This is a genomic window from Solihabitans fulvus (genome assembly GCF_008386585.1).
In the GTDB taxonomy this organism is placed as follows: Bacteria; Actinomycetota; Actinomycetes; order Mycobacteriales; family Pseudonocardiaceae; genus Solihabitans; species Solihabitans fulvus.
On record NZ_VUOB01000022.1, the window covers coordinates 82,301 to 98,039 of the forward strand.

At 71.5% G+C, this 15,739-nt stretch carries 16 protein-coding genes and 1 tRNA gene; 7 read left to right on the forward strand and 10 right to left on the reverse strand.

Annotated features, from left to right (window positions below):
- Positions 1-128: 128 nt before the first annotated feature.
- Positions 129-1,607 carry a gluconokinase gene (locus tag F0L68_RS13125; protein ID WP_149849808.1) on the forward strand — a complete coding sequence of 493 codons (1,479 nt, stop codon included), beginning with the start codon at positions 129-131 and terminating at the stop codon, positions 1,605-1,607.
- A 60-nt stretch (positions 1,608-1,667) separates the two neighbouring features.
- Positions 1,668-2,444 carry an rRNA methyltransferase gene (locus F0L68_RS13130; RefSeq protein WP_149849809.1) on the forward strand — a complete coding sequence of 259 codons (777 nt, stop codon included), beginning with the start codon at positions 1,668-1,670 and terminating at the stop codon, positions 2,442-2,444.
- Here F0L68_RS13130 and F0L68_RS13135 read toward each other — a convergent pair.
- The 3 genes from F0L68_RS13135 to F0L68_RS13145 all read right to left on the reverse strand — a co-directional run bounded on the left by F0L68_RS13135 (position 2,356) and on the right by F0L68_RS13145 (position 5,288).
- Positions 2,356-3,624: an MFS transporter gene (locus tag F0L68_RS13135; RefSeq protein WP_149849810.1), complete on the reverse strand. Its 1,269-nt coding sequence runs from the start codon at positions 3,622-3,624 to the stop codon at positions 2,356-2,358. The two genes, F0L68_RS13130 and F0L68_RS13135, sit on opposite strands and share 89 nt — an antisense overlap.
- A 70-nt stretch (positions 3,625-3,694) precedes the next feature.
- Entirely contained in the window at positions 3,695-4,756 is a 1,062-nt protein-coding gene (locus F0L68_RS13140) for an alpha/beta hydrolase (RefSeq protein ID WP_149849811.1), read from the reverse strand.
- A 145-nt stretch (positions 4,757-4,901) separates the two neighbouring features.
- Positions 4,902-5,288, reverse strand: coding sequence for a thiol-disulfide oxidoreductase DCC family protein (locus tag F0L68_RS13145; protein WP_149849812.1), 387 nt, complete (start codon positions 5,286-5,288; stop codon positions 4,902-4,904).
- A 62-nt stretch (positions 5,289-5,350) separates the two neighbouring features.
- Between F0L68_RS13145 and F0L68_RS13150 the strand changes: the two genes are divergently transcribed.
- Positions 5,351-5,911 carry an NADPH-dependent FMN reductase gene (locus tag F0L68_RS13150; RefSeq protein WP_149849813.1) on the forward strand — a complete coding sequence of 187 codons (561 nt, stop codon included), beginning with the start codon at positions 5,351-5,353 and terminating at the stop codon, positions 5,909-5,911.
- Between the two features lie 110 nt (positions 5,912-6,021).
- Positions 6,022-6,498 carry a Dps family protein gene (locus F0L68_RS13155; protein ID WP_149849814.1) on the forward strand — a complete coding sequence of 159 codons (477 nt, stop codon included), beginning with the start codon at positions 6,022-6,024 and terminating at the stop codon, positions 6,496-6,498.
- A gap of 54 nt (positions 6,499-6,552) precedes the next feature.
- Here F0L68_RS13155 and F0L68_RS13160 read toward each other — a convergent pair whose 3' ends face one another.
- The 4 genes from F0L68_RS13160 to F0L68_RS13175 form a co-directional block, all read right to left on the reverse strand.
- Positions 6,553-8,394 (reverse strand): S9 family peptidase, encoded by a 1,842-nt coding sequence (locus F0L68_RS13160; protein WP_149849815.1) that lies wholly within the window; start codon positions 8,392-8,394, stop codon positions 6,553-6,555.
- 36 nt (positions 8,395-8,430) lie between these two features.
- Positions 8,431-9,138: a hypothetical protein gene (locus tag F0L68_RS13165; protein WP_149849816.1), complete on the reverse strand. Its 708-nt coding sequence runs from the start codon at positions 9,136-9,138 to the stop codon at positions 8,431-8,433.
- Positions 9,139-9,162: 24 nt separating this feature from the next.
- Positions 9,163-9,459, reverse strand: coding sequence for a hypothetical protein (locus F0L68_RS13170; RefSeq protein WP_149849817.1), 297 nt, complete (start codon positions 9,457-9,459; stop codon positions 9,163-9,165).
- A 144-nt stretch (positions 9,460-9,603) separates the two neighbouring features.
- On the reverse strand, positions 9,604-10,368 hold the full coding sequence (locus F0L68_RS13175) for a hypothetical protein (protein WP_188316551.1): 765 nt from the start codon (positions 10,366-10,368) through the stop codon (positions 9,604-9,606).
- Positions 10,369-10,740: 372 nt separating this feature from the next.
- On the opposite strand from F0L68_RS13175, the gene F0L68_RS13180 reads away from it, so the two are divergent.
- Positions 10,741-10,938 carry a LapA family protein gene (locus F0L68_RS13180; RefSeq protein WP_149849819.1) on the forward strand — a complete coding sequence of 66 codons (198 nt, stop codon included), beginning with the start codon at positions 10,741-10,743 and terminating at the stop codon, positions 10,936-10,938.
- Between the two features lie 66 nt (positions 10,939-11,004).
- Here F0L68_RS13180 and F0L68_RS13185 read toward each other — a convergent pair.
- Together F0L68_RS13185 and F0L68_RS13190 are read right to left on the reverse strand one after the other, a co-directional pair.
- Positions 11,005-11,081, reverse strand: a tRNA-Pro gene (locus tag F0L68_RS13185).
- 37 nt (positions 11,082-11,118) lie between these two features.
- Positions 11,119-12,081, reverse strand: a complete 963-nt coding sequence (locus F0L68_RS13190) for a metallophosphoesterase (protein ID WP_149849820.1) — start codon at positions 12,079-12,081, stop codon at positions 11,119-11,121.
- Between the two features lie 113 nt (positions 12,082-12,194).
- On the opposite strand from F0L68_RS13190, the gene F0L68_RS13195 reads away from it, so the two are divergent.
- Positions 12,195-12,665 carry a GatB/YqeY domain-containing protein gene (locus F0L68_RS13195; protein ID WP_149849821.1) on the forward strand — a complete coding sequence of 157 codons (471 nt, stop codon included), beginning with the start codon at positions 12,195-12,197 and terminating at the stop codon, positions 12,663-12,665.
- A 179-nt stretch (positions 12,666-12,844) separates the two neighbouring features.
- Here the strand turns inward: F0L68_RS13195 and F0L68_RS13200 are convergent, their stop codons facing one another.
- On the reverse strand, positions 12,845-15,187 hold the full coding sequence (locus F0L68_RS13200) for a penicillin-binding protein (RefSeq protein ID WP_149849822.1): 2,343 nt from the start codon (positions 15,185-15,187) through the stop codon (positions 12,845-12,847).
- A gap of 251 nt (positions 15,188-15,438) precedes the next feature.
- Here F0L68_RS13200 and F0L68_RS13205 point away from each other — a divergent pair, with 251 nt between their 5' ends.
- Positions 15,439-15,738, forward strand: a complete 300-nt coding sequence (locus F0L68_RS13205) for a WhiB family transcriptional regulator (RefSeq protein WP_149849823.1) — start codon at positions 15,439-15,441, stop codon at positions 15,736-15,738.
- The last annotated feature ends 1 nt before the right edge of the window (position 15,739 follow it).

The following is a 15,739-nucleotide window of genomic DNA, read 5'->3' on the forward strand; positions in this document are numbered from 1 at the left end:
GCCCAGCATGCCCGCCCGGTCACGGGTTTCGCCTCGGCCGTTGGTCTCGACCGGATAAGCCTTTGGTCTGAGCAGATCGTCTCGGGTCTCAGTCCGAGGACCCATGCCGATCGACTAGCGTCGATCACATGGCTGAGGTCGTGCTCGGAGTTGACCTGGGAACCACGGCGACGAAGGTGGTGGCGGTCGACCAGAGCGGCGAGGTCCTCGGCCTTGCCGAGCGCGGCTACCGCATGCGCACCGGGCACGGGGGCGAGGCCGTGCACGTGCCGGCCGAGGTGTGCGAGGCCGCGCTGGACGCGCTGGCCGAGGTGGTGCGCGAGTGTCGCGAGCACGGCCACCAGGTCGTCGGGCTCGCGCTGACCGGCGCGATGCACACGCTGCTCGCGCTCGGGCCGGACGGCACGCCGATCACCGACTCGCTGAGCTGGGCGGACAACCGCGCCACCGAGCAGGCCGCCAGGCTGCGCGGCACCGCGCTCGGCACGGCGCTGCACCGGGCGACCGGCACGCCGGTGCACCCGTTCGCCCCGCTGGTCAAGCTCGCCTGGTTCGCCGAGCGCGAGCCCGACACGGCGGCGCGGGCCGCGCACTGGTGTGGCCTCAAGGACTTCGTGCTGTACCGGCTCACCGGCAGGCTGGCCACCGAGCACTCCAACGCGTCGGGCACCGGGCTGCTTGACCTGCACCGGCTGGCCTGGCACCCGGACGCGCTCGAGGTCGCGCGGATCCGCGCCGAGCAGCTGCCCGAGCTGCTCGAACCGACCGCCGTGCTCGACCTGTCCGCCGAGGTGGCCGAGCGGGTCGGGCTGCCGGCCGGGCTGCCTGTCGTGGCGGGCGGCGGCGACGGCCCGCTGGCCAACCTCGGGGTCGGCGCGGTGACGCCGGGCACGGCGGCGCTGTCGCTCGGCACCAGCGGCGCGCTGCGGGTGACCAGGGACCGGCCCGGCATCGACGACCGGGGCAGGGTGTTCTGCTACGCGATCGCCGACGGCCTGTGGGTGCTCGGCGGCGCGGTCAGCAACGGCGGCGTGGTGGCCCAGTGGGCCGCGGACACCTTCGGCGTCGAGGTCGCCGACCTGCTCGCCGAGGCCGAGGAGGTGCCGACCGGCGCTGGCGGGCTGCTCGCGCTGCCCTACCTGCTCGGCGAGCGCGCGCCGTGGTGGGACCCGGACCCGCGCGCGTCGCTGATCGGGCTGCGGCGGGAGCACGGCCGCGCCGAGATCGCCCGCGCCATGGTCGAGGGGGTTGGCCAGCAGCTCGCGATGGTGCTGGACGCGGTGCTCGACGCCGGCGTCGAGGTGCACACGGTCCGGGTGACCGGTGGCGCGTTCCGCAGCGCGCTGTGGGCGGACGTGCTGGCCGCCGCGCTCGGGCGCGAGCTCGAGCTGGCGGAGGACTCGGAGGGTTCTGGCGTCGGCGCTGCGCTGCTCGGCTGGCGGGCGTTGGGCGTGCTCGACTCGCTGGCCGAGGTCGCCGAGCTGGTGACGCCGACCAGGGTGATCGTCCCCGACCCTGCCGCCGTCACGACGCTGGCGCGCACCCGGCCGCTGGTGGAGCGCGCCTACCACGCGCTGCGCGAACTCTCGGCCGAACTCGGTGGCTGAGCCGACGACCCGCCGCCGCGCCGACGCGCGCCCGACGCGCGCCGGGCGGAGGGTGACGGGATGACCTACCGGTACGCCGTGGACCGCGTGGACCGCACCGACCTGGCCAGCGGGTCGGTGCTGCGGTCCGCTCCCGGCTTCCCCGCCTTCCCGGTGCGGCTGGCCAGCGAGGTGTTCCAGCGGGCCGCCGCGCTGCGAGGGTCGGCCGGCCGCCTCACGGTGTGGGATCCGTGCTGCGGCAGCGGCTACCTGCTCACCGTCCTTGGGCTGCTGCACCGGGACCGGATCGGCGCGGTGCTCGGCTCGGACGCGGCCGAGGCCGCGCTGCCGCTGGCCGGGGCGAACCTCGGGCTGCTGCTGGCGGGTGGGCTGCGGGCGCGGCAGCGGGAGCTGGCCGCGCTGGCCGACGCGCACGGCCGCCCATCGCACCTCGCGGCGGTCGCCGCCGCAGGCCGGCTGGCCGACGAGGTCGAGGCGGCGGGCGAGGACCCCGAGGTGGTCACCGCGACCGCCGACGTGTTCCGGCCGGACCGGCTCGCCGAGGCGCTGGCCGGCCGGTCGCCCGACCTGGTGATCACCGACGTGCCCTATGGGGACCAGACGGAGTGGTCCGGGGCCCCGGCCGGGGTCGAGCCGCTGCCGGCCATGCTGACCTCGGTCGCGTCGGTCCTGCCGGCCGACGCGGTCCTCGCGGTCGCCTGCCGGGCCCGCAGGGTGCCGCTCGGCGGCCTGCCGAGGATCGGCTCGCTCAGGGTCGGGACTCGTGCGGTCGCGCTGCTTCGGGCAGGGGATCTACGGGCAGTGGATTTTTGGCTAGAGCAGCGGCCTCGACCGTAACGAGGTCGGTCGCCAGCGTCCTGCGCCGGCCGATGGCCATGGCGACGAGCGCGATGGCCACCGCGGTCAGCCCGCAGACCACGAACCCGACGGCCGGGGTCGACAGGTCGACGACGTAGCCGACCAACGGGCTGCCGATCGCCGCGCCCAGCGTCAGCGCCGAGCCCTGGAGGCCCATCGCCTCGCCGCGCACGGCGGCCGGCACCAGCCTGCTGATGGCCTCGCCGGTCGAGGCGATCGCCGGGGCGCACATCAGGTTCGATGGCACCAGGGCGATGGCGAGCACCCACCAGGTGTCGCCGGCCAGCCCGATGGGCGCGACCAGCAGCCCGAGCAGTCCCATCAGCACGATCTGGGACGGCGGCCTGCGCATCGCGCCGTAGACGAACCCGCCGACCATCGAGGCCAGGCACATCACGATGATCAGCACGCCGGTCCAGTTCGTCTGGCCGCTGCGCTGCATGACCGCGACCAGGGACACCTCGGTGCCGGCCAGCGCGATCGTCACGCCGCTGGCGACGAGCAGCACGCCGAGCAGCGGCCCGGTCAGCCAGCTCCGTCTCGGCGGTCGCGTGGCCTGCGCGGCCGCCAGCTCGTCCGCGCTACGGGTCGGCGGGTTGACCAGGTACAGCGTCACGCCCGACAGCACCATGGCGCCGCCGACGGCGAGCATGGCCGCCGTGGTGGACACCCTGGTGGCGATCAGCACGGCCAGCGCCGGGCCAGCCATGAAGGACAGCTCGACGGACATCGAGTCCATCGAGTAGGCCGTGCGGCGGTGCTCGGCCGGCACGAGCGCGGCGAGCACCTGCCGGCCGATGGACATGGTGGGGATGGCGAGCAGGCCGCCGAGGAACGCGGTGACCATCAGGGCCGGCAGCGGCAGCCACGGCGCGGTGAACCAGAACGCGGCCTCGGCGATCGTGGTGACGAGCACCATCGTGCGCAGCCCGCGCCGGTCGATCAGCCTGCCGAGCAGCGGCGCGCCGAGCGCGATGCCGAGGGTGACCGCGGCGCCGGTCAGGCCTGCGGCGCCGTAGCCGCGGTGCAGAGTGAGCACCACGTGCAGCGTGAGCGTGACCCCGGTCGCGGTCGGCGGGATCCTGGCCAGCAGCATGAGCACCATCAGCGGGCGGATCCTGGGCAGCGCGAGCACGCGCAGGTACGGGGTCAGGGGCACTGCTGGATGGCACCGCATCCGTGCCCGCCGGTGCAACCGGATTCCGGCGGGCGGGCCGCCGGGGAGCGCGCTACCTCCGCAGCGCCAGGCCGACGCGCAGCGCGCCGACCGCCTCGGCGACGGGCTCCCGGAACGCCCCGGACAGGCCTAGCACGTTGGCGAAGCCGTGGAACATCCCGCGGTGCCTGCGCAGCGCGACCGGCACGCCGGCCTCGGCCAGCCGCGCGGCGAACGCCTCGCCCTCGTCCCGCAGCGGGTCGAACCCCGCCGTGGCCACGTAGGTCGGCGGCAGCCCGGTCAGGTCGTCGGCCAGCAGCACGGACAGCCTCGGGTCGGTGTGCGTGTCGGGGTCCGGCGCGTACTGGTCCAGGAACCAGTCCATGTCCGAGTCGGTCAGGTAGAAGCCCGCGCCGAACAGCTCCCGCGAGGGGCGCCGGACCGAGGCGTCCACGCCCGGGTAGAACAGCAGCAGGAACGCCGGCAGCGGCCCGCCGTTGGAGGCGGCCTGGTGCGCGGTGACCGCGGCGAGGTTGCCGCCGGCGCTGTCGCCGCCGAGCGCGATCCGCGCGGGGTCGACGCCGAGCGCCTCGGCCTCCCGCACCGCGTACTCGAACGCGGCGAAGGCGTCCTCGGTCGCGGCGGGGAACGGGTGTTCCGGGGCGAGCCGGTAGTCGACCGACAGCACCCGGACGCCGGCCTCGACGGCCAGGAACCGGCACAGGGTGTCGTGCGTGTCGAGGTCGCCGATCGCCCAGCCGCCGCCGTGGTAGAAGATCAACAGCGGCGAGCCGGCCGGCAGCTCGTCCGGCTCGTACAGCCTGGCCGGCACGGTGTCGTCGGCGCCGGGGATGCCCAGCTGCCGCGTCCGCACCCGGTCGGCGGGCGGCCCGCCGATGAGCGCGGCGCTCTTGGCCAGGTTGGCGCGCGCCCCGGCCACCGTCGGGGCCCCGAGGCTCTCGCTGACCAGCGCGGACAGCCGCAGCAGCAGCTGCGCGTCCGGGGCGAGGCGCTGGCCGTCCAGCCGGATCGGTGGGCCGGCGACGAGCCTGCGCACCGGGGCCGGGAGCGCGTAGACGGCCCGCAGCATCGTGGCGAGCACCTTCGTCGGCACCGCGTCGCCCAGCTTCGACATGTCGCCTCCAGCGGCCGTGCACCGGTTATGTACCGACAGTAAGGTTACTTATCGGTAGCTCTCGGCGGAAGGGGCGATGTGATCCGGCTCCCGTCGACTGGACCTCCGGTTAACTGGAGGTAATAGCGTTCCCCGCGTGACTCTCTCAGGCGGGCCGGCACCCGGCGGGATGCTGCTGACACCACGGCGTGACGCCGGGGAACCGGTAGCGGTTCGCCGCGACCCAGCGGTAGACCGCCTCCTGGAGCCGGCCCATCCCGGGCAGCCGGTACACCAGCAGCGGCAGCCGGGTACCCAGCGCGGCGGACAGCGCCGAGTTGACCGCCTCGGCGCCGCCGCACCGCCCGCCGTCGGCGTCCAGCCACCACACCGACGCCGCCAGCTGGTCGGGGCGCAGGCCGGTGCGCTCCTCGACGCCGTCCTCCTGGAACGGCACCGTGCCGACCCGGCCGTGCCGGTCCAACCGCGTGAGGAGATTCCTGCTGCGGGTGCAGAAGCCGCACCCGCCGTCGAAGATCAGCGTGCCGTTCACCCCTCCAGCATGCGCCCGCGCGATGCGGAGTTCGACCGAGGGCAGTGGAAGGATCGACCGACATGACGGTCAACGTGGTTGGCATCGGAGGCTCGCTCCGCACGGACTCGCAGTCCGAGCGGGCGCTGCGCATCGTGCTGGCCGGCGCCGCCGAGGCGGGCGCGCGAACCACCGCCTTCAGCGGGCCCGACCTGGTGCTGCCGTTCTACGACCCGGCGGAGTCCGACCGCCCCGAGGCGGCGAAACGGCTGGTCGAGCTGCTGCGCCAGGCCGACGGCGTGGTGCTCGTCTCGCCCGGCTACCACGGCACCGTGTCCGGGCTGGTGAAGAACGCCCTCGACTACGTCGAGGACCTGCGCGGCGACGAGCGGCCCTACCTGGACGGCAGGGCCGTCGGCTGCGTCGCCACCGCCCAGGGCTGGCAGGCGTCCGTGACGACGCTGACCGCCCTTCGCTCGATCGTGCACGCCCTGCGCGGGTGGCCGACCCCGCTCGGCGCGGCGATCAACTCGACCCAGGCCGAGTTCCACGGCGACGACGAGTGCACGGACAAGCAGGTCGCGGACACCCTGCGCACCATCGGGCGGCAGGTCGCCGAGTTCGCCATCGACCGCGCCTCCTGAGCCGAACAGCCCGCTCTCGTTGTGCGCGCGGCCTGCGGTGGTAGGAGGCTCAGGTAGCAGGAGCGTTATCCGAAGCAGAGGCCGTCCCGAAGCAGAGGAGGCACGACGTCATGAGCAAGTCCCCGATCACCAGCCCACTCGGCGACGCCGAGCGGGAGGCGACCGGCGCGGTCCTCCAGAGCACCCTGATCGACCTGATCGACCTGTCGCTGATCGCCAAGCAGGCGCACTGGAACGTCGTCGGCAAGAACTTCCGCAGCGTGCACCTCCAGCTCGACGAGCTGGTGACGACCGCGCGGACCTACGTCGACCAGGTGGCCGAGCGGGCCTCCGCCCTCGGCATCTCGCCGAACGGCAAGGCGGGAACGGTCGCCGCGACGTCCGGCCTGCCCGACTTCCCCGAGGACTGGCTCAGGGAACCGGAGATCGTCGGCTCGATCGTGCAGACCCTCGCCACGCTGATCCAACGGCTGCGCGAGCGCATCCAGGAGACCGACAAGACCGACGTGGTCACCCAGGACCTGCTGATCGAGATCACCAGGCAGCTCGAAGAGGCGCACTGGATGTGGCAGGCCCAACAGGCCTGACGGCCCGTCCCGGCCCGCGGGGGTGAGCGCCGGCGCGCCCACCCCCGCGTCCGCTCACTCCATGCCGAGCGTCCGCCGCGTGAAGGAGACCTCGGCGGCGGTCTGCCGGATGGTCTCCGCGACCACCAGCGAGCCGTGCCCGGCGTCGAACCGGTACACCTCGTAGCTCGCGCCGCGCTCGGCCAGCCGGTCGAGGTAGTTGTCCACCTGTCGGATCGGGCAGCGCGGGTCGTTCTCGCCGGCCAGCACCAGCACCGGGGCGCGCACGTCGTCCACGTAGGTCAGCGGCGAGCACTCCCGGTACAGGTCGGGCAGCTCCTGCGGCGAGCCGCCGAACAGCGCGCGGTCGAACGCCCGCAGCGGCTCCATCTCGTCCTCGTAGGCGGCGAAGTAGTCCGCCACCGGCACCCCGGCGACCCCGGCCGCCCACAGCTCCGGCTGGGTGCCCATCGCGAGCAGCGCCAGGTAGCCGCCCCAGGAGGCGCCGTTGACCACGCACCTGGCCGGGTCGGCGAGGCCGGTGCGCACCGCCCACTCGTGCACGGCGGCGACGTCGGCCAGCTCCGTCAGCCCCGGCTTGCCCTCGATGGCGTCCCGCCACGCCGAGCCGTAGCCCGTCGAGCCCCGGTAGTTGACGTGCACCACGGCGAAGCCGGCGTCCAGCCACACCGACCGGTAGGCGGAGAAGCGGTCCTCGTCCATCGCGTGCGGCCCGCCGTGCAGGCTGAACACCGTCGGCAGCGGTCCGTCGGGCGCGTCGGCGGGCCGCGCGACCAGGGTGTGCACGCCGCCGCCGGGGCCTGGCACGAACACGTCCGTCAGCTCGGTGGACGGCGGAGCCTTGTGCCCCTTGGGTTCCAGCAGGATGCGGCCCGTGCCGTCGGAGTACAGGGCGCGCACCACCGGCGGGTGGGCCGAGGAGGACCAGGAGTACTCGACCGTGTTGTCCGGGCGCACGCCGGCCGAGCCGACCGTGCCGGCCGGAATATCCAAAGAGGACAGTTCGTTGGTGGTGATGTCGAAGCGGTACAGGCTGTTGCGGGCCTCGTGGGTGTGCACCACGAGCAGCGCGGAGCCGTCCGGGTACCAGTCGGCGGCGAGCTCGCCCGGCAGGTCGAGCGCGATCTCCGCCTCGGTGTTCGCCTTGACGTCCCAGATCAGCAGCTCCTCCTTGCCGTTGCGCTCGTGCAGCACCAGCAGCCGCGAGTCGCCGCGCACCGGGCTGAACCCGATGGCGTCGAGGCCCTTGCCCTCCCCGTCCCACAGTTCCGCGACGGTCGAGCCGTCCTCGACCGCGAGCACCCGCAGCGCCGGGTGCCGGTTGTCGCCGTGCTCGGAGTGCGAGATGGCCAGCAGCCGCTCGTCCTTGGACAGCGCGGCGACACCGCCGTCGTGCGCGTCGGCGTACACGACCTCGGCGGGACTCTCGTTGCGGGACAACCAGATCGTCGTGCCGTCGTCGGTCGACGCGCCGATCGCGGCGACGGCCGTGCCGAGCTGGAGGCCGGCCGGATAGCCGGGCGCGGCGCCATCGACGGCAGGCGTCGCCTCGGCGCCGTAGGGATGACCGGCGAACGGCTCGCGCACCCACACGCCGAACTCGTCGCCGTCGGTGTCGTCGAACCACCAGATCTGCTCACCGTCCGGGCTGAGCGTCGCGTGCGAGGTCCCGTTCGGCCGATCGGTGACCTTGCGATGGGTGTCGGTGGACCGGTCCCAGGCGTAGACCTCCCACACCCCGGTGGAGTTGGACAGGTACAGGCAGCGATCCGGTGCGTCCTCGGCCCAGTCCGGCAGGGTGACGCGGGGCGCGGTGAACCTGGCCCGCCACCGCTCGTCGGCCTCGGGGTCGGTGAACAGCGGCTCGGGCACCTCAGCGGCAGGATGCGTCGTCACACCACGATCCTGCCTGATTCGACGACCGGAATGCGATCAGGTCGACCGCGACAGGGCGTCGTACACCTCGGCGTTGAGCTCGCGCAGCAACCGCGCGTGCAGCGTGGGATCGAGCAGCGCCAGATAGGGGCTGGGCTGCGCGCGCTCGGGCGGGTCCGGCGGTCGCGCCGGCGGCCCGCCGACCGGAGTCGGCCGGGCCAGCGCGGCGGCGCCGGGCCGGGCCTGCCCGACCGGTGGCGTCGGCTCCGGGATGACGCGCCGGATCGCGGCCAGGTCCGTGTGTACCTGCTCGATGGTCCGCGCGGCCTTGTCGCCTGCCGCCAGGTGCTGTTGCCGCAGCCACGAGATGGACGTGCGGGCCGCCTCGGCGCGGAGGAGGTCGGGGCTCTCCCGCACCTCCGCGATCAGCGAGGCGACGACGGGTTGCAGGGTTTCCAGCGAGTGCTGGTATTCCGCCAACGCGTCGGCGCCGACGAAGTACAGGTCGGCGGCCAGCCGCGCGTTCCTGGCCAGTGCGTACTGCGCCTCTTCGAAAAGATCGTGGGCGGTGCCGTGCCAGTCCACGAGGCGCACGCCGGCGAAGGCCCGCGCCGTGGACTCGTAGTGATCCCCGAGCGCCCGCAGCCGCCGGCATTCCTCCGCGATGCCGGCCGCGTTTCCGGTCAACGGTTCGAGCGCGTTGTCGCTCCCGTTGTCGCTCCCGTTGTCGCTCCCGTTGTCGCTCCCGTTGTCGCTCTCGCTCATCGGACGTCCCGTTTTTCGGCCCGGCTAGTGCCGCTGGAGTGCGGTCATCGCCTGATGCACGGCGGCATCGGACTCCTCATACACCCTCGCCGAATCGCGCAGCTGACCCGCCGCATCGGAGATGTCCGCCCACATCAGACCCGCGACCGACTTGGCGCCGCACTGCAATTCGTACAGTGCATTTGCCAGACCGTCGTGGCCGACCTGACTGACGTCAAGTCCGTACTTGAAGGCGGGTTGTCGGGGGCCGTCGTCAGCCAGTTCCCGCACGGTTTCCGCTGCCTGGTGCAATTCGGCGGGTAAGACGGAGAAGTTGCCCATGGGTGAATCCTCAACGTAGGCGCGGATCAGGAATTCTAGGTGATCTGGTTTACCGGCCGCCACCCCGATGACGCGCGAGCCGAAAACGGTGCCTCAGTGACGCAGTATCTGACGGAATTGCCCGGAAAATCCGGCGGAGAACCGTCAGTTGGCCTCGATGATCTCGCGAATGACCCGGGGTGGGAGCGACGTCGTCTCGGTCGGATCGGGATCTCGGTCCGCGCTGGGGTCGACCAACACCCCGACGTCCGGGTGGCGCTCCGTCAGCAGGCGCAGCAACTCGAGACCGGGCATGCGGTGGCTGGCGCGGAACGGCGGCGAGCCGGCCCGTCGGTGGTAGTCGTCCAGCCACGCCCGCTGCGTGAAGGCGAGAACCCAGGGCCCAAGGCTGGCCGTGTGGACGACGGTCGGCGCGTCGGCCGCGTCGTGCGGCACATGCACCAGGGCGGACAGGAAGGCGTCGACGGCTCGACGGGCGGGCGCCTCGGGCCTGTGCAGGTCGCGGACGGCTCGGCGGAAGTCCGCAGCCGGGTCGCGCTCGCGCTCCATCACCGCGTGCAGTTCGCCGAGCGGGATCCTCGGGGAAGGCTCGGTCAGGCTGACCTCCACGTCGCGCAGGAGGCCGCTGAGTCCCCGTCGGACCGATTGCGCCGAATATCCATCCCCGAGTCTTTTGTGCAATTCGGCGACGCGATCACCGTAGGCCGCCTGTTGAAAGGCGGGATCGGCGGACATGTTGTAGTGAATCCGCGCGACCTCCCCGATCCGCTCGTCGGGGTACCGCGCGATGACCCTCTCGAGTTGGGTCAGCACCTTCGCCATGATCAGCTCGGTGCTGTCCGCATCGCCTATGTGCCACTGCTTTCGCAGATCCTCCGTCAGGCGCTCACGTAGGTCCGGCCGACGCACACCGACTCCTTTGTGCAGGGATTGCAGACACTCCAGGGTCTTCTTTCCTGGATAGGCGTGAGCCATGCACCCTCCCCTGTTCGCACGGCAGTGGAAGGACTCTAGGGGACGGCTTTACTGCCGGTCAATCGCATGGGCACGAGATTTACCGATGGCGTCCAGTGCCCGGATCGAACAGAGCTGACCAGCGTATTTACCATTTTCTCGCCAACTTCCCGCCAGCTTCCCTCGGCCGGTCCCGACGGTGCGTAACCAGTCGTCCACTGGTCGTCTGATGGTCGGAACTTGGCAGATTTGGTGCGGGTGGCAACTTCGTGGAGAAAAGGCCGTCGCGAGCTGACGATCGGGTCGTCCATTCCTACGCTCGACACCATGAACCTCAGCTATCTGTTCGCCCTGTCATTTCTGCTCGGTCTGCAGACTGGATGCATGCTCTCGTGGCGCTACCACAGGAGACAGCGCGACGGGCACGACGCGCAGCGCGCCGAACACCAACGGCGGATCGACCGACTGGAGCGCGAACTGGAGTGGGCGCTGACGAACCGCACCGTGCCGAGCGTGGAACGGTAGCCCCCAGAAAACACCCAGGGCCGCCCGCACTCGCGCTTTCCGCGAGTACAGGCGGCCCAAAGGAACTGGTCGGGGTGACAGGATTTGAACCTGCGACCTCTTCGTCCCGAACGAAGCACGCTACCAAACTGCGCCACACCCCGTCCCGCGTGGAAACTCCCGCGTGGAACGAGGAGAAGTCTAGCGGACGTCCGCCCCAGCTCCGAATCGGGTGGGTCCTGCGGCGGCGGAACCCTGCTGAGCTGCGTCGATGGGGCGCGGCACCAGGGTGAGCAGGCTTGCCTCCGGCGGGCAGGCGAAGCGGACCGGGGCGTACGGCGAGGTGCCGAGGCCGGCCGAGACGTGCAGCCACATGTGCGCGCCCCAGCGGGACGCGCCCCTGGCTCGCGTGCGGTCCAGGTCGCAGTTGGTCACCAGCGCGCCGTAACCCGGCACCCGGAGCTGGCCGCCGTGCGTGTGGCCGGCGAGCACCAGGTCATAGCCGTCCTCGGCGAACGGGTCGAGCACCCTGGGCTCGGGGGAGTGCGTCACGCCGAGCCGCAGCGTCGCGTTCGGGTCGGGGCGGCCGGCGATGTCGTCGTAGCGGTCCCTGCGCAGATGCGGGTCGTCCAGCCCGGCGGCGAACACCGTCTGGCCGGCCACCTCGAACGTCCTGCGCACGTGCGTGAGGTCCAGCCAGCCCCGCTCGACCATCGCCGCGCGCAGGTCCCGCCACGGCAGGGGAATTCCGTGCACGCGCTTCTTCTTCGCCGAGGGCAGCAGGTACCTGACCGGGTTCTTCGGCTTCGGCGCGTAGTAGTCGTTGCTGCCGAAGACGAACACCCCTGGCCGGTTCAGCAGCGGCCCGAGCGCGCGCAGCACGGACGGCACGGCCTGCTTGTGCGCCAGGTTGTCCCCGGTGTTGACCACCAGGTCGGGGTCCAGCTCGTCCAGCGCGGCGACCCACCGCTGCTTGGACTTCTGGTCGGGCATCATGTGCAGGTCCGAGATGTGCAGCACGCGCACCGGCCTGGCGCCCTCGGCCAACACCGGCAGTGTGGCCTGCCGCAGTGTCCAGCGACGACGTTCGATCCCGGCGGCATAGGCGACCGTGGCCGTGCCGAGCGCGGTGGTGGCAAGCAGTGTCCGGCCTAGCGTGTTCACCCTTCGAGCGTACGGCGGTCCGCCACCCCTCGGTCGGTTGCCCACGGCTCGCGGAGGCCGCCGCCCGATATCGGCGCGCCCCGCCTCATCGCGTTGGGTTACCGTTTGTGACCATGGCGGAGCTGAAGGCGCGGTTGCAGGAAGACCTGACCACTGCGATCAAGAGCCGGGACACCCTGGTCACGGGCACACTGCGGATGGCGCTGACCGCAGTGACCAACGAGGAGGTCTCCGGCAAGGCCGCCCGCGAACTCTCCGACGACGAGATCCAGCGCGTGCTGACCCGCGAGGTGAAGAAGCGCAAGGAGGCCGCCGAGGCGTTCGCCAACGCCGGCCGCGCCGAGTCGGCCGAGCAGGAGCGCGCCGAGTCCAAGGTCCTCGAGGCGTACCTGCCGGCCCAGCTCGGCGACGACGAGCTCGGCGAGCTGGTGGCCTCGGCCGTCGCCGAGGTCGCCGCGCAGCTCGGCGAGCAGCCGGGGCAGCGCCAGATGGGCCAGGTCATGAAGGCCGTCAACGCGAAGGTCGCCGGCCGCGCCGAGGGCGGCAGGGTGGCCGCGGCGGTGAAGAGCCGGCTGGCCGGCTGAACCGGGACATCGCGTCACGTGGCCGAGGCGGGCCGAAACCCGCCTGCCTCGGTCCTCCCATCGGCTGACGAACTGTTGCCCGCCAGCCGAGGCGCTGGCCGCCGGGACGCCGGCCTCGACGGGCACTGCCAGCCGCCGGAGCGCAGGCCCCGACAAGCCGCCAGCCCCGACAGGCGCTGCTAGCCGCCGGGGCCTTGGGACGCGCCGTCGGCCGGTTGCGGCGGCGGGACGTAGCCGGTGCTGACGAACAGCGTGATGGTCGAGCCGGGCAGCGCGTTGCCCCTCGGGCTCTGGCTGACCACGGTGCCCTTGGGTTGCTCGGAGTTGCGGCTCGACGAGCTGACCGAGTAGCCGGCCTTCTCCAGGGTGCCGGTGGCGTCGGTGACGTTTTTGCCGACCACGTCGGGAATCCTGGTCTGCGCGGCGCCCTTGACGTAGCGGTCGTCGGTCGGCGGCAGGCCGAGCGCTGGCTGGCCCTCGAGCACCTTGCTCATCGTGGCGAACCAGGTGCGGGCCGGCACGGTGCCGCCGTAGATGTCGCCGTCGCGGCACAGCCTCGGGCGGCCGCTGACGCAGATCGGCGACGGGTTGGTGCCGTCGGCGAAGGTCTGCACCGCGCCGGCCAGCTGCGGGGTCGCGCCGACGAACGCGGCCGACTTGTAGTCCTGCGTGGTGCCGGTCTTGCCGAGCATCGGCCGGGTCCAGTTGACCTGCTTGGCGGCCACGGCCGAGGTGCCGCTGCCGGTGTCGTCCTTGCTGAGCCCGGTGACCAGGGTGTTCGCCAGCGGTTCCGCGACGACCTGCTCGCACGGGGCCTCGTTGACCGGCACGGGGTTCCCGTTGCGGTCGAGCACCTGTTGCAGCGGCGTCGGCGGGCACCACTTGCCGCCGCTCATCAGCGTCGCGGCGACGTTCGCCATCTCCAGCGTGCTCACCGACGCCGGCCCGAGGGTGAACGTGCCGTTGCCGCCGCCCGACTTGAAGTACTCGGTCTGCGAGACCCGCAGGTCCTGGTTGTCGGCGCGCGAGTCCGGCCTGGTCCCGCCGACGTTGGTCGCCATCGTCTCGCGCAGCCCGAGCCTGCTGGCCATGTCGACGATCGGGTCCATGCCGATGTGTTCCTCGAGGATCACGAAGCCGGTGTTCGGCGAGGTCGCCAGCGCCTGTTGCAGCGTCATCTGGGGGCTGTACCCGCTGCTCGCGTTCTTCACGACGTAGGGCCCGCCGTTGTTCTTGAAGACCTTCGACGTGTAGCTGCCCGGCGTCTGGATGACGTTGTCGATCCCCATGCCCTTCTCCAGGGCGGCGGCCGAGGTGAAGATCTTGAACGTCGACCCGGCGCCGAACTTGTTCTCCACGCCGCCAGGCAGGTCGTAGGTCGTCTGGTTCTGGGTCGCGTCCAGCCCGTAGTCGCGGTTGGCGACCAGCGCGAGCACCTGGTGCCTGTCCTTGCCCGGCGAGACGATAGCCATCGTGTTGGCGATGCCCTCGGTGTCCTTGGCGACCTGCGCCTCGGCGGCCTGCTTGGCCTGCTGCGTGACGCTTCGGTCGAGCGTCGTCCTGATCGTGTACCCGCCGGTGCGCAGCTGCTCCTCGCTGAAACCGTTGCGCTCGAGGTAGCTGAGCACGTAGGAGCAGAAGAAGCCGTTCTCCGGGCCCGCGCCGACGCAGCCGTTTGGCGGGGTGCGCACCGGGTTGGCGAGGCCGAGCGGCGCCTTCTTCGCGGTCTCGGCGGCGTCCCTTGACAGCTTGTCGTTGGCCGTCATCCGGTCGATCACCTGGTTGCGCCGCTCCAGCGCCTTGTCCGGGAAGCGCTCGGGGTCCAGCGCGGACGGGCTGTTGACCATGCCGGCGAGCATCGCGGCCTGCGGCACGGTCAGCTTGTCCGGCGTGGTGTTGAAGTACGCCTGCGACGCGGCGGCGATGCCGTAGATGGTCGAGCCGAAGGGCACCACGTTGAGGTAGCGGGCGAGGATCTCGTCCTTGCTGAGCTTGCGCTCCAGCTGGAGGGCGATCCTGGCCTCGCGCAGCTTGCGCGCGACGGTCTGCTCCTGGGCCTTCTGCTGCTCCACCCGGTCGTTGCGGGCGACCACGTGCACGAGGTAGTTCTTCACATATTGCTGTGTGAGTGTTGACGCGCCCTGCGAGACGGTGCCCTTGAACTGGTTGGTCAGCATCGCCCGGAAGGTGCCCTTCCAGTCCACGCCCTGGTGCTCGTAGAAGCGCCGGTCCTCGACGGAGATCAACGCCGCCTTCATGGTCGGCGAGATCTTGTCCGGCGGAGTCAGCACGCGGTACTGGTCATAGACGTAGGCTATGGGGGCCCCGTCCTTGTCCGTCACCGTCGTGACCAGCGGCGGGTCGGTGCTGACGAGGTCAGAGGAGATGCTGTCGACGGTGTCGCTGGCTCTGTTGGACACCATCCCGAGCGAGCCGATCACCGGGAAGAGCATGCCGGCGACCAACACGCCGGCCAGCATGCACAGGCCGAGCAGCTTCAGCAGGCCGTTCCTGACTCGCACCCGATGCAGGGTACGCGGCACCGACCCGGGTCAGAGTGATCCGCAGCACTAATTACCCAGGACGGGTAACAGTACTCAAGACAGGTAACAGGTGGGCAACCCAGTGTTGGAGGTGGAACCAGAAGGCTCTAGAGTCCGTCAACGTCCAATGACAGCGGCCGTGCGGCAGTGCCTCTACAAAGGCCAGCCTACGGCATCCGCGGCTGGGGTGTTGCGGATTCAAGTTTTGGGCGAGCTAGGAGCTGGGGGATATGGAGCTGGGGGATTGGCGAATCAACGCTTCCTGCCGCGACGAGGAGCCCGATGAGCTCTTCGTGCGGGGAGCTGAGCAGCGCAAGGCCAAGCTGGTGTGCCTGGGGTGCCCCGTGCGCACGGAATGCCTGGCCGAAGCGCTGGACAACCGTATCGAGTTCGGTGTCTGGGGAGGCATGACCGAGCGAGAGCGGCGAGCGTTGCTGCGGCGTCGGCCGGACGTGACGTCCTGGCGCGAGCTGCTCGACGACGCCCGACGCACACACGGGCACATCCACGAGGACGCCAGGGTCAGCTGAC

Bases quoted from the DNA above. Each gene is read 5' to 3' on its own strand.
- F0L68_RS13125 (WP_149849808.1), top strand. From the start codon at position 129: ATGGCTGAGGTCGTGCTCGGAGTTGACCTGGGAACCACGGCGACGAAG.
- F0L68_RS13130 (WP_149849809.1), top strand. From the start codon at position 1,668: ATGACCTACCGGTACGCCGTGGACCGCGTGGACCGCACCGACCTGGCC.
- F0L68_RS13140 (WP_149849811.1), bottom strand. From the start codon at position 4,756: ATGTCGAAGCTGGGCGACGCGGTGCCGACGAAGGTGCTCGCCACGATG.
- F0L68_RS13150 (WP_149849813.1), top strand. From the start codon at position 5,351: ATGACGGTCAACGTGGTTGGCATCGGAGGCTCGCTCCGCACGGACTCG.
- F0L68_RS13155 (WP_149849814.1), top strand. From the start codon at position 6,022: ATGAGCAAGTCCCCGATCACCAGCCCACTCGGCGACGCCGAGCGGGAG.
- F0L68_RS13165 (WP_149849816.1), bottom strand. From the start codon at position 9,138: ATGAGCGAGAGCGACAACGGGAGCGACAACGGGAGCGACAACGGGAGC.
- F0L68_RS13170 (WP_149849817.1), bottom strand. From the start codon at position 9,459: ATGGGCAACTTCTCCGTCTTACCCGCCGAATTGCACCAGGCAGCGGAA.
- F0L68_RS13180 (WP_149849819.1), top strand. From the start codon at position 10,741: ATGAACCTCAGCTATCTGTTCGCCCTGTCATTTCTGCTCGGTCTGCAG.
- F0L68_RS13195 (WP_149849821.1), top strand. From the start codon at position 12,195: ATGGCGGAGCTGAAGGCGCGGTTGCAGGAAGACCTGACCACTGCGATC.
- F0L68_RS13205 (WP_149849823.1), top strand. From the start codon at position 15,439: ATGGAGCTGGGGGATTGGCGAATCAACGCTTCCTGCCGCGACGAGGAG.